The organism is Rhodococcus sp. EPR-147 (assembly GCF_001647185.1).
GTDB lineage: Bacteria > Actinomycetota > Actinomycetes > Mycobacteriales > Mycobacteriaceae > Rhodococcoides.
This window is the reverse complement of record NZ_LVCU01000244.1, coordinates 1-11,693: the sequence shown is the minus strand read 5'-3', so window position 1 is coordinate 11,693 and position 11,693 is coordinate 1. Positions and strand designations below refer to the sequence as shown.

12 protein-coding genes are annotated in these 11,693 nt (G+C 65.3%); 4 read left to right on the top strand and 8 right to left on the bottom strand.

Annotation, left to right across the window (positions count from 1 at the left end):
• Window positions 1–55: 55 nt before the first annotated feature.
• From A2J02_RS11920 to A2J02_RS11895, 6 genes are all read right to left on the bottom strand, one after another.
• Window positions 56–1,498: an amino acid permease gene (locus A2J02_RS11920; protein ID WP_068050370.1), complete on the bottom strand. Its 1,443-nt coding sequence runs from the start codon at window positions 1,496–1,498 to the stop codon at window positions 56–58.
• A gap of 123 nt (window positions 1,499–1,621) precedes the next feature.
• A complete protein-coding gene (locus tag A2J02_RS11915; RefSeq protein WP_068050368.1) occupies window positions 1,622–2,257 on the bottom strand; it encodes an ABC transporter ATP-binding protein in 636 nt (211 codons plus the stop codon).
• Entirely contained in the window at window positions 2,254–3,165 is a 912-nt protein-coding gene (locus A2J02_RS11910) for an ABC transporter ATP-binding protein (RefSeq protein WP_068050366.1), read from the bottom strand. Before A2J02_RS11910 ends, A2J02_RS11915 begins: the two co-directional genes overlap by 4 nt.
• Window positions 3,162–3,980 (bottom strand): ABC transporter permease, encoded by an 819-nt coding sequence (locus A2J02_RS11905; RefSeq protein ID WP_068050364.1) that lies wholly within the window; start codon window positions 3,978–3,980, stop codon window positions 3,162–3,164. The genes A2J02_RS11910 and A2J02_RS11905 overlap by 4 nt, the downstream gene beginning before the upstream one ends.
• Complete coding sequence (locus A2J02_RS11900; protein WP_197478006.1) at window positions 3,973–4,926, bottom strand: ABC transporter permease; 954 nt, start codon at window positions 4,924–4,926, stop codon at window positions 3,973–3,975. Before A2J02_RS11900 ends, A2J02_RS11905 begins: the two co-directional genes overlap by 8 nt.
• 44 nt (window positions 4,927–4,970) lie before the next feature.
• Window positions 4,971–6,578: an ABC transporter substrate-binding protein gene (locus tag A2J02_RS11895; RefSeq protein ID WP_068050360.1), complete on the bottom strand. Its 1,608-nt coding sequence runs from the start codon at window positions 6,576–6,578 to the stop codon at window positions 4,971–4,973.
• 111 nt (window positions 6,579–6,689) lie between these two features.
• Here A2J02_RS11895 and A2J02_RS11890 point away from each other — a divergent pair, with 111 nt between their 5' ends.
• From A2J02_RS11890 to A2J02_RS11880, 3 genes are all read left to right on the top strand, one after another.
• A complete protein-coding gene (locus tag A2J02_RS11890) occupies window positions 6,690–7,904 on the top strand; it encodes a PucR family transcriptional regulator (RefSeq protein ID WP_068050358.1) in 1,215 nt (404 codons plus the stop codon).
• A gap of 353 nt (window positions 7,905–8,257) precedes the next feature.
• Window positions 8,258–9,325, top strand: a complete 1,068-nt coding sequence (locus A2J02_RS11885) for a TerC family protein (RefSeq protein WP_068050356.1) — start codon at window positions 8,258–8,260, stop codon at window positions 9,323–9,325.
• 78 nt (window positions 9,326–9,403) lie between these two features.
• Window positions 9,404–9,952, top strand: coding sequence for a Dps family protein (locus A2J02_RS11880; RefSeq protein WP_068050372.1), 549 nt, complete (start codon window positions 9,404–9,406; stop codon window positions 9,950–9,952).
• A 70-nt stretch (window positions 9,953–10,022) separates the two neighbouring features.
• On the opposite strand, the gene A2J02_RS11875 is transcribed toward A2J02_RS11880, so the two are convergent.
• Complete coding sequence (locus tag A2J02_RS11875; protein ID WP_068050354.1) at window positions 10,023–10,466, bottom strand: hypothetical protein; 444 nt, start codon at window positions 10,464–10,466, stop codon at window positions 10,023–10,025.
• A 137-nt stretch (window positions 10,467–10,603) separates the two neighbouring features.
• Between A2J02_RS11875 and A2J02_RS11870 the strand changes: the two genes are divergently transcribed.
• Window positions 10,604–10,801 carry a CsbD family protein gene (locus A2J02_RS11870; protein ID WP_068050352.1) on the top strand — a complete coding sequence of 66 codons (198 nt, stop codon included), beginning with the start codon at window positions 10,604–10,606 and terminating at the stop codon, window positions 10,799–10,801.
• An 82-nt stretch (window positions 10,802–10,883) separates the two neighbouring features.
• On the opposite strand, the gene A2J02_RS11865 is transcribed toward A2J02_RS11870, so the two are convergent.
• Window positions 10,884–11,612 carry an EAL domain-containing protein gene (locus A2J02_RS11865; protein WP_068050350.1) on the bottom strand — a complete coding sequence of 243 codons (729 nt, stop codon included), beginning with the start codon at window positions 11,610–11,612 and terminating at the stop codon, window positions 10,884–10,886.
• Window positions 11,613–11,693 lie beyond the last annotated feature (81 nt).

The following is an 11,693-nucleotide window of genomic DNA, read 5'->3' as shown; positions in this document are numbered from 1 at the left end:
CCGAGATCGAGGGCACCGACGCTTCCCTTCCCCGGTGCGAACGCGATCAGCACGCTCATCGCGCGTCCTGCCCTGCACCACGCAATGCCGAATGGTGCCGACCCCAGAAGTAGTAGAACGCCAACACGACCGCGAGCCAGAGCCCGAACCAGAACCACGTGGTCCAGTGCAGCCCGGACAGGATGTACAGGCACGCGAGGACCGACAGCACCGGAGTCACCGGGTATCCCGGAACCTTGAACGGCCGCTCGAGATCGGGCATCGAGCGGCGCAGCACGATCACTCCGATGGACACGACGATGAATGCGACGAGGGTGCCGATCGACACCAGGTCCGCCAGCTTGTCGAGCGGAATGAACGCGGCGAGGATCGAGATCACGACGGCGACGACGATCGTGTTGTTGACCGGGGTGTGCGTACGGGGACTGACCTTGGCGAAAGCTTTGGGCAACATGCCGTCTCGGCCCATGGCGAACAGGATGCGAGTCTGCCCGTACATCGTCACCAGTGTCACCGAGAAGATGGAGATCACCGCACCTGCAGCCAGAATCGTTGCCGGCCAGGCTTGCCCGGTGACGTTACGCAGGATCTCCGCCAGCCCGGCTTCCTCTTGGCCGGCGAAGTCGGTCCAGGGCTGAGTGCCAAGGGCGGCCACGGCGACGACGAGATAGAAGACGATGACGACGATCAGCGCCGCAATGATGGCCCGCGGCATGGTCTTCTGCGGATCCTTCACCTCGTCGCCCGCGGTGGACACCGCGTCGAGTCCGATGAACGAGAAGAAGATCGTGCCTGCGGCCGCGGTCACACCAGCTGCGCCCAGGGGCATGAAGTCGGAGAAGTTTCCGGAGTCGAAGGCGGTGAATCCTACGATCGCGAACAGAGCCAGCACGCCGAGTTTGATGACGACCATGACTGCGTTGACGGCCGCCGACTCGCTCGCACCGCGAATGAGCAGAACGGCGCACAGCACGATCAGCACGACCGCAGGCAGATTCATGATGCCGGGATCGGCGTCGCCCGGCGCAGCGGACAGCGCGTGCGGGATGGTGAAGCCGAAGAGATTGTTCAACAACTCGTTGAGGTACCCGCTCCACCCGACGGCGACGGCAGCGCTGGACACTCCGTACTCGAGCAACAGGCAGGCGGCGACGCCCATCGCGACCACCTCGCCCATCGTCACGTACGCGTAGGAGTAGGTCGAGCCCGAAACCGGTACCGCCGATGCCATTTCGGCGTAACAGATGGCTGCGAGGCCTGCCGCGATACCCGCGGCCAGGAACGAGAGCACCACTGCAGGACCGGCTTCGGGAACCGCGAGCGACAGGACGAAGAAGATGCCGGTACCGATGGTGGCACCGACGCCGAACATCGTCAGCTGAAACGTGCCGATGGTGCGTTCCAACCCGCCACTGCTCTGCTGGTCCGGATCCACGATCGGCTTCTTGCGAAGCAGTTGCGATCGCAGACTCGATGCAGGTCTGTTCGACGAGGTCATGTGGGCGACTCCCAACGTGGAGAGAAACTCTCGAATCAATCGGTTCGGCTGATTCTGCTCCCCGATCGAGTGATTCGCACACCGAACCGGCTCGCTCGCCTCCGCGAGTTCTCGATGTCGTTCTCAGCTCAGGTGGTGCACGGACGAGCACAGTGTGTCCAACAGATCCGCGTCGTGGCTGATCACGAGCACACCGAGTCCGCCGTCGACGGCCTGGCGTTCGACCGATCTGGCGATCGACGCCGTCGTCGCCGCGTCGAGCATCGACGTCATCTCGTCGCAGATCAGATAGCGCGGCCGTTGCGCCAACGCCCGTGCGACACAGGCGCGCTGCAATTGCCCGTCGCTGACCTGGTGTGGTCGACGGGACAGCAGGTCCGCGGTCAGACCCACCTGCTCTGCCAGATCGGCGACATCGACCGAGCGCCCGGCGATGACCCCTGGTTGCTCGATGATCGAGCGCAGGGTCATCCGTGGATCGGTCGCCTGCCGTGGAGACTGGAACAGCAGCGCGATCTGTGCACGTGACGTCGCAGGTACCGAATACCCGACGCCTCGCACGGTGGTCCCGTCGAGCAGCACCGATCCGGTTCGGGGTTTCTGCAGCAACGCAAGCACTCTCGCGAGGGTTGTCTTTCCGCTACCGGACGGGCCGGTCAGCCCCGTGATCGTTCCCGGTTCGACCGAAACGCTGACCTGCGTCAACACATCGGGGCCACCCGGGTAGCCGGCGCTCACGGCCACCGCGTCCAAGCTCATCGGTGCACTCTCGTTCGGTACGACCGCGCGCCCACCGTCACCATGTCCGTGGGTCCACCGGAGTGTGGAGACAATGGCCGGCGGAGGTGATAGACGCAGTCGTCGGGAAGGTCCGTCAACTCGGGCGGCGATCCCGGGAGCGGAGTCATCCCGCGAGAGGGCAGCGCGTCCAGTAGGTCCCGGGTGTAGTCGTGCAGGGGATTCTCGAGCACCGACGCGGCAGGTCCCGTTTCCATGAGACGCGAGGCGTACATGACGGCGATGCGATCGGCGACCTCCGTCCTGATCAACGACGACAGGTCGTGGGTGATCAGCAGTACCGCTGCGCCGTCGTCCGAGCATGCCCGCAGAAGCCCGAGCACGTGGTCGACGGCCGCGCGATCGAGGTTGGAGGTGGGCTCGTCGGCGACGATCACCGTGGGGTCCGCGGCCAGCGCTCCGGCCAGAGCGACCCGCTGAGCCATTCCACCCGAGAGCTGATGTGGATGGAGATCGAGGTGTGCCGGGGCAAGCCCCACCCGCTCGGCGAGCAGATCGGACGTCGACGGCCCTCCGTGCGCGGCTATCGTCTCGTCCAGTTGTGATCGGACGGTTCGGGTCGGCGTGAGATGTGTTGCCGCAGACTGCGGAACGAGCGCGACGTCCCTGCCCCGAAACCCTGCTGCACTCGTCACGTCGAATTCTCGCTCTGCGGTGGTGACCACGACCGATCCGCTCACGGTCGCCCCGACCGGCAACATCGCCATCACCGTCGCCGCGAGAATCGACTTGCCGCAGCCCGACTCGCCGACCAGAGCGGTCACGGTTCCGGCCGGAACCTCGAGGTCGACATCGGAGGCGGCATGCACCCACCGTCGACCGATCGGAATGCGAACGGTCAGGTTTCGGACGGACAGACCCCGGGTCACAGGCGAAGCTCCGACGGACGCGCAAGCGTCACCCGCGCCCGCAGTGCCGAACCCAGTACGGCCACGGACAGCGTGGCGACCAGCAGTATCGCGGCGGGGAACACCAAGGTCCACCAACTCCCCAGCAGCAGAGAACTGCGGGCTTCCTCGAGCAGGGTACCCAGGCTCGGCTCGTGCGGAGGCAGCCCGAACCCCAGGAAGGACAGCGTCGATTCGTGCCACACCGCGTGTGGGAGCAACAGCACGACGGCGATCATGGCCTGGGGTAGAACGGCAGGAACGAAGTGTCGAGTTGCCACGTGAAAACGACTGGCCCCGGCCAGAATTGCCGCATCGACGAACTCTCGCTCGCGCAACCGAAGGATCTCCGAGCGCACGATGCGAGCCACCTGGGTCCAGTGTGTCAATGCGATCGACGCCACGATGGCGACGACGCTACCGCGGAACATCGCCACGATCACGATGCCGAGCAACAGGTGGGGCAGCGCGTTGACGGCGTCGGTGCTGCGCATGACGATGCGATCGACCCGCCCACCCCACACCCCAGCGGCCAGGCCGACGACGCAGCCGAGGATCGTCGCCAGTGCCGCGCAGGCCACCGCGATGAGCAACGAGGTGCCGACGGCCGATGCGCTGCGCACGAACAGATCTCGGCCGGCCGAGTCGGTGCCGAACGGATGCTGCGCCGAGGGCCCCAGCCTCGCCGACGAGAAGTCGACGACGCGATCGTCCACCCCCGCGAGCATGGGGACCGCTACCGCGTACACGGTCAGAGCGGCGAGGGCCACGCCCGCGATCGCCGTTCGCCTATCCATCCGCAGGCACCCTCGGATCGAGTCGCACGACCAGTACGTCGGCGAGCAGAGAGCCGAGCATGACCGCGACAGTGGTTCCGAGAGTCAGCACGGCCAGCAACGGCATGTCGAGATCGCGTGCCGACTGCACGACAGCTCCTGCGACGCCAGGCCACCCGAATATCTCTTCCACCAGTACTGCCCCGACGACCAACTCGGGCAGTCGAACTCCGACGACGTTGACGAAGGGGGCCAATGCGGCGGGCACGATGTGGCGGCGAGTGATCTGGGCGGTGGGAATGCCGCGAGCCACCGCACCTGCCACGAAGTCCTCGCCACGCGCGGACGCGATGGACTCGCGAACCGACAACAGCAGCCACGGAACCTGAGACAGAGCCAGAACCGACGCGGGCAGCAGCAGATGGCGGAGTACTCCACCGAGGGTGGGATCGCTGCCGCCGTCGGAAAGTCCGGCCACGGGCAACCATCCGAGACCGAGCGCGAACACCGCGATCGCGGCGAGCGAGAGCACGAACGGCGGCACTCCCTGAACGGTGACGCACGCGGCGGCGACGAAGCGGTCCAACCGGCCGCCGGCACGAATGCCGGAAGCGATGCCGACCGTGAACGCAATCGCAATCGCGGCCGACAGCGCGACTCCCGCCAACAACATCGTCCACGGAATACGCTCGGCCAGAACCTGACTCACCGGCTGTCCGTAGGATCGCGACTGACCCAGATCGCCTGTCACGACGCCCTGCAACCACTGCCAGTAGGCGACGAACCACGGCCGATCGAGGCCGAGGGCGACCGTCATCGATGCCTTGTCCGCCTCCGTCGTCGTCGTGTATCGGTTTCCGAGGTACCCGACGAGCGGGTCGAACGGGGACACCGCTGCGGCGGCGAAGAGCCCCAGCGAGACGACACCGCACACCGGAACCAGCAGCATCAGTCGACGGCGCACCATCGCTCCGATGCCGCGCGAAGTCGTGGCGTGCCGTCGATCGACGGTCACGACGCGCGAGTCCACGTCTGCAACGACCACCACGGACCCCACGTGACGCCGTGAGAGTGCGGCTCGAGTACCGGGCCGGACATCGTCCAGTCCGAATCCTTCGATACGTACGTGTGATCGAGAAAGACCAGGAAGACGTATCCCGGATCGGCCACGTAGGCGCGCTGCATCTCCCGGTACGCCTCCGCGCGTACCGCAGGGTCGAGGCTGCGCCTGCCGGTGTCGAGGGCGGCGTCGACCGTCGGGTTCGAGTAGTCGGCCGCGTTGTCGTAGACACTTCCGACGCCCGGCGCGACGAACGACGAGTCGAGTGTGCGGTATGCCTGCGTATCGGCATCGAACGGCTCTTCTCCGCCACCGAGCATCGTGGAGTCCACGCCGATCCTGGGGTCTATCCGGTCCCACGACAGTGCTTCGAGGGTGACCTCGACCCCCACCGCGACCGCGTCGGACGCGAAGGCCTGCGCCAGATCTCGACGCACGGTATCGGTCGAGTTGTACATCACGGTGATCTCTGCGCGCTGTCCGTCACGCGTGCGAATGCCATCGGGACCGGGAATCCAGCCGCCGTCGGACAGGATCTGGCGGGCCGCGGCCGGGTCGTACTCGAATACCGCAGTCGGTTCGTAGGAGTCGCCGAACACCGGCGGAACGGGTGTGGCCGCCGGTCGGCCGTATCCGCCGAGCACCCCGTCCGTCATCGCCTGTCGATTCACGGCGAGATTGAGGGCGAGCCGCATGTCCCGGTTTCCGGTGACCGGTGAATTCGTCGGCAACGACACACCCCGCCAGTCCGCGGAGACATTGGCCGACAACGACATTCCCTCGCGTCCGTCCAGACTCTGCGCGAGAAGCGGCGGTAGGTTCGTCCCGTCGATTTCGCCCGACGCCATCCGCTGGGCTCTGGTGTTGTCGTCCGGGACGTACAGCAGGGTGAGCTTCTTCACCTCGGGCGCACCGCCCCAATAGTTGTCGTTGGCCTCGAATTCGGCTCGATCCGGCGACAGATCCACCAGAACGTAGGGGCCGGTTCCCACAGGTGCGCGGTTGAGTGGGGATTCGGCAGCGAGCCCGGGTTCCGCAACGGCTTCCGACGGGACGATTCCGATGAGCAGCTTCGTCGGAAACGGCGCGTACGAATAGGCGAGTCGAAATTCGACGGTCGAATCGTCGATCGCGACGACCTCGTCGATCATGTCGAAGGACGATCTCGCCTCGGACGCCGATGCCGGATCCAGAATCGCCTCGTAGGTGGCGACGACGTCGGCTGCATCGAACGCGGACCCGTCGGAGAAGACCACTCCCTGGCGAAGCGTCGCCGTCCACACCGTCGCGTCGTCGTTCGCCGTGGGAACCTCGACTGCGAGTCCGGGTTCGAGCGGTGGCAGACCGTCGCCGCCGCCGATGCGCACCAGCCCGTCGTACATCTTCGCTTCGCCCGCGGCACCGTACCCGGCGACCGGGTTGAAACCACCGAGTTCGTAACCGTCGGCCAACACCAGCGCGTCGGCCGATGCCGCTCCCGATTGCGACGGTGCAGTGCACGCGCTGACCGACAGCACGCACGCGATCGCGACGACGGTCACCGAGCCGAATCGTGTCATCTACCTACCTTCGTCGAACGCCGAGTCGCGCGCGACGATGCTTCCACACCCGTGTAACCGATCGGTTTCGGCGACTTACGATGATGGGAGTCGACGAGGAGCAAGACACACATGGCCACACAGCGCGATGCGCTACCGCTCGATTCCGTCGCTGCGCAGTCGGCCTCGGACGCAGGCGGACTCGACGTCGCTCTGCTGGGCAGCTTCCTCGAAGTCCTCGCCGACGCCGTCGATGCCGGCGTCCCACTGAGCCGCCCGCAGCTGCACGAGTTCCGAGCGCAGGGTGATGCTGCCGCCCGCGCGGGCGTCGCACTGCGGGCATTGCTCGATCTGTATCTGAGCTCGGCGTGGCGACTGTGGCGCGAACTACCCGCTGTCGTCGCCGCCGCGGAGGACCCGGCCGGGGTCGTCACGGCAGGCGAGGTGATGCTGCGCGCGGTCGACGACGCGGTGGCCGAACTGGCCGAGGGATTCCAGCTCGCCCGGCGCACTCTCGTGCGAGCCGAGGTGCTCGCCCGACGCGAATTCGTCGACGATCTGCTCTCGGGCACCTCCGATGTCGCCGGGGTGCTCGGGCGGGCGCAGACGTTCGGCCTCGATCTGTCGAGTCCTCATGTGGTGGCCGTGGTGACGTCGACCAAGCCCTTCACCGACGCCAGCTCTGCCATCACCCTCGTCGAGCGCAGTGTGCAGGGCAGCAAGGGCGACGCCGAGTTGCTCGTGGCCACCAAGCAGGACAGGTTGATCCTGGTGTTCCCGGCACCCGACCTCGTCGCCGTCGACCACGTCCTCGACCGAGTGGGACGGGCCCTCGGTACGTCCACTTCGACGTCGAGCGAATCGGTCGATCTCCGTCGCAAAGGGGAATACGGCCGGACGCAGATCGGGGTCGGCCGCCCACGCAGCGGGGCGGTCGGTGTCGCGGCGTCGTACCGGGAAGCCCTCGACGCACTCGATCTCGCCGCCTCCCTCGGATTCGATGCATCGGGTGCCGATGCCCGTGATCTGCTCGTCTACCGCGTCCTGATCAGCGATCGTGCGGCGATCGCCGATCTGGTCGACACGTTGCTGACACCGCTGCTGAGCGCGCGAGGCGGCGCGGGTCCACTGCTGGAGACGCTGCAGGTGTACTTCGACACCGGTGCGAACACTGCATCCACCGCACGCCGCATGCATCTGTCGGTGCGGGCGGTGACCTACAGGTTGTCGCGAATAAAGGATTTGACCGGGCAGAATGTGGGCAACCCCGTCGAGGCATTCGCGCTGCACACGGCGGTGCTCGGAGCGAAGTTGCTCGACTGGCCCGAAGTCGGCTCGTCGTCATGACTCAGCGGGGCCGCTGAACTTGCCGTAACCCGGCAACGAAATCGGTCGAAACGTGTCCGCAAAACGACCATGCCTGCAGGAAAGCGAACAGTCACACTGGAGTAGTCGCGGAAAGAGGCAGTAATTTCCGCCCAGGCCCGAACGTACGGCCGGAAATACGGCAAGCCGAAGACAGACGAGAACGAAAAGGAGCGTGTGAAGATGGCGTCGTTGACACAGAAGTTGACATCGTTCGCTCGCAGCCCACAGGGCAAGAAAATGATCGACCAAGCACGTCGGTACGCAACCAAGCCCGAGAATCAGGCGAAGTTGAAGCAACTCGGCAGCAAATTCACGAATAGAGGTGGCCGTTCATGAACGTCGTCCCCTGGTGGGCATGGGCGGCATTCGGTGCCGTCGTCCTGATCCTGTTGGCCATCGACCTGTTGGCACACCGCGGTGCCCACATCATCGGTTTCAAGGAAGCCGCATGGTGGAGCGCACTGTGGGTCGGCGTGGCCATCATCTTCGGCATCGTGGTGTTCTTCACCTTGGGCACCACGGCCGGCGTCGAATACACGACGGCCTGGTTGTTGGAGAAGAGTCTGTCCGTCGACAACCTCTTCGTTTTCGCGCTGATCTTCGGCTACTTCAAGGTTCCCCGTGAGTACCAGCACCGCGTGCTGTTCTTCGGTGTGATCGGTGCCCTCGTCTTCCGCGCGATCTTCCTGGCCGCCGGTGTGGCCATCGTCAGCAAGTTCGCTGCCGTTCTGTTCGTTTTCGCGGCCATCCTGCTCTACAGCGCATACAAGCTGATGAAGGACGAGGACGACTCGTACGACCCGAGTACCTCGATCGCAGTTCGTTTGCTTCGCAAGATCATTCCTGTCCGCGACGAATACGAAGGCACCAAGTTCTTCGTCAAGGAAGCAGGCAAGCGAGTGGCCACGCCACTTCTCGCCGTCGTGGTGGCCATCGAGGCCGCCGACCTGGTGTTCGCAGTGGACAGTGTTCCCGCCGTCCTGGCGGTGACCGACGACCCGTTCATCGTGTACTCCTCGAACGCGTTCGCCATCCTCGGCCTACGCGCCCTGTACTTCCTGCTCGCAGGGTTGCTCGAGAAGTTCCACTACCTGTCCAAGGGACTGGCGATCATCCTCGCCTTCATCGGCGTCAAGCTGATCCTGCAGGCCGGACACAAGGTGATCAGCAACTCGATCCCCGAGATTCCCTCGCTGGTCAGCCTGGTGGTCATCGTCGTGGTACTGGCAGGCTCGATCATTCTGAGCCTGAAGAATCCCCCGAAGGAGGACGACGCAGACGCCATCGACAAGGTCGCTGCCGACAGCCCGATCGTCGATCCGACGGACGGAACCTCCTCGGCCGGCACCTCGCCGACCGGCACGTCGAGCACGGATTCACCGCGACTCGACAAGCCCTGACTCTTCACCACACATGCCCCGCCGATTCGATTCGGCGGGGCATGTTTGTGTTCCAGGGGGATGGGGCAATCACTGCACATGGCTGAAAAGAACTCGTACACCGTTCCCGGACTCACCTCGGAAGTGGGCGCGCGCGTCGCCGCGATCCTTCAGGATCGGCTGAACGCCTACAACGATCTCCACTTGACCCTCAAGCACATTCACTGGAATGTCGTCGGCCCCAACTTCATCTCGGTACACGAGATGCTCGACCCGCAGGTCGAAGCAGTTCGCGGATTCGCGGACGACGTCGCCGAGCGCATCGCGACCCTCGGTTCCTCGGCCAAGGGCACCCCGGGCACCATCGTCTCCGAGCGCAGCTGGGACGACTACTCGATCGGTCGCGCAACGGCCATCGAGCACCTCGGTGCACTCGACCTGGTCTACACCGGAGTCATCGAGACCACTCGCAAGAACATCGAAGAGGTCGGCGAGATCGACCCGGTGACCGAGGACATGCTCATCGGCCAGAGCGCGCAGCTCGAACTCTTCCACTGGTTCGTGCGGGCACACCTGGAGAACTCCGGTGGTCAGCTCTCCACCGCCAACGCGACCAGCGAGGTCGACGCGGCGAATCAAGCAGGTTAAACACTCACGCCTCACGCACCGACCCCGCCGTCAACCGGCGGGGTCGGTGCTTTTTTTTCGTGGACCTGCGTCAGTCGGACGGTCTCGCCTCGTGCCCGCTGCGGCCGTGGGTTCGACGCTTCTCCTTCATCTCGGCCTCGAACACGTGGCGACGTCCGTCGAGCAATTCGTCTCGGACGGCCCGCTCGTGTTCGCGCAACGGGCCCCAATATCCGTCGTCGAACTCTTCGACGAGCTGGAACGTCCAACGACCCGGTGCGATGTTTCTGCCGATCATGTCCGTGTCGATTCGCTGCGCGATCGCGTCGTGATCTGCCTCGGCGAGTGCCTCGACGGCCTCCCCCAACAGCAGGTCCGAATGCCCCATCAGTTGGTGGAACGAGTACAGGTGTCCCCTGGCCCGCTCCACACACTCGAGCGCCTCGGACATCTTCCCCACTGCGGCCACGGTCGCATCGTCCACTCCGCTCGGGCGCCGGTGTTCGGGTGAGGGCATATCGGGGGCGGAATGCATATCGGTATCTGGGTCCATGGGCCTCGATTACCCGAATCGGGCCGGCAGAACCCGCAGGTGCAGTGCATGGTTACCGACGTCGATCACGGGTATAGCTACTCGTGAACGGATAGACAATCGATTTCGAGGAGTTCACCATGGCTGATTTCATCGACAAGGCAAAGCACAAGGCAGAAGAGCTCGTGGGCGAAGCCAAGGAAAAGATCGGCCACAAGACCGACAACGACGATCTTGCTGCCGAAGGCGCAAAGGATCAGGCGTCGGGCAAGACCAAGCAGGTCGGCGACGACGTCTCGGACGCCGCAGGCAACATCAAGGACAAGTTCAAGAACTGATCGTCTCGATCGGTCGCAACGAAACCCCGCACCCAGGCCTCGGCCGTCGAGGGTGCGGGGTTTCGTGGTTCCCGGTCCCTCGTCAGATCGGCGGATTCGGCAGCGGCATGGGACGTCCGAACATCCAGCCCTGACCGAGGGTTGCTCCCAGAGACCTGGCGCGACGCAGATGCCTGCGGGTTTCGATTCCTTCGGCCAGCAGAACGGCGTCGCTCGAACCGACGTAGGCCCGCACCTGCCGTATCGCGGCGCGTGCGCGGTACGGGGACCGGACGATCGACGCGTCGAGTTTGACGATGTCCGGCGCGACCGAGGCCAACAGTGCCAACGTTGCAGGCGTGGCACCGACGTCGTCCATGGCCAACGAGATGCCGCGAGCGCGGGCTCCTCGGACCAGAGCCATCAGCAACGGCACGTTGTGATCGAGGTCTCGCTCGGTGATCTCGAGGACGACGTCGAGGTCGTCACCGATCGCGTCGAGGTGGATCTCGACGTCGCGTACGTCGGCGAAACAGCCCGGCTCGATGTTGAGAAAGAATCGCACCCGACGCGAGTAGGCGCATTCACGCGCCGCCCGCAGCGCGGCGGCGCGGCACGCTACGTCTACGCGACCCACCAGTCCGCGCTCTCGCGCCAGCGCGAACACGTCCTCGGGCACGGCCAGGCTCGGAGACGGCCACCTGGCCAGAGCCTCGTATCCGACAACTGTCCCGGTGGCCAGTTCGACGACGGGCTGAAACAGAGCGGCCACGGACTCCACCGAATCGAGCGCCGCCGACGCTGCGAGCACTGCGCCGTCCGGCGCGGTCACAGTGTTCGCTCGTCCACCGGAACGCGACGGGCCTCGAGGCGGTCGGCGATCAGAGCAGCGTGCAGTCTTCGCAGTCCGGAC

Bases quoted from the DNA above. Each gene is read 5' to 3' on its own strand.
- A2J02_RS11905 (WP_068050364.1), bottom strand. From the start codon at position 3,980: ATGGATAGGCGAACGGCGATCGCGGGCGTGGCCCTCGCCGCTCTGACC.
- A2J02_RS11870 (WP_068050352.1), top strand. From the start codon at position 10,604: ATGGCTGATTTCATCGACAAGGCAAAGCACAAGGCAGAAGAGCTCGTG.
- A2J02_RS11885 (WP_068050356.1), top strand. From the start codon at position 8,258: ATGAACGTCGTCCCCTGGTGGGCATGGGCGGCATTCGGTGCCGTCGTC.
- A2J02_RS11880 (WP_068050372.1), top strand. From the start codon at position 9,404: ATGGCTGAAAAGAACTCGTACACCGTTCCCGGACTCACCTCGGAAGTG.
- A2J02_RS11915 (WP_068050368.1), bottom strand. From the start codon at position 2,257: ATGAGCTTGGACGCGGTGGCCGTGAGCGCCGGCTACCCGGGTGGCCCC.
- A2J02_RS11875 (WP_068050354.1), bottom strand. From the start codon at position 10,466: ATGCATTCCGCCCCCGATATGCCCTCACCCGAACACCGGCGCCCGAGC.
- A2J02_RS11900 (WP_197478006.1), bottom strand. From the start codon at position 4,926: ATGGTGCGCCGTCGACTGATGCTGCTGGTTCCGGTGTGCGGTGTCGTC.
- A2J02_RS11890 (WP_068050358.1), top strand. From the start codon at position 6,690: ATGGCCACACAGCGCGATGCGCTACCGCTCGATTCCGTCGCTGCGCAG.
- A2J02_RS11895 (WP_068050360.1), bottom strand. From the start codon at position 6,578: ATGACACGATTCGGCTCGGTGACCGTCGTCGCGATCGCGTGCGTGCTG.
- A2J02_RS11920 (WP_068050370.1), bottom strand. From the start codon at position 1,498: ATGACCTCGTCGAACAGACCTGCATCGAGTCTGCGATCGCAACTGCTT.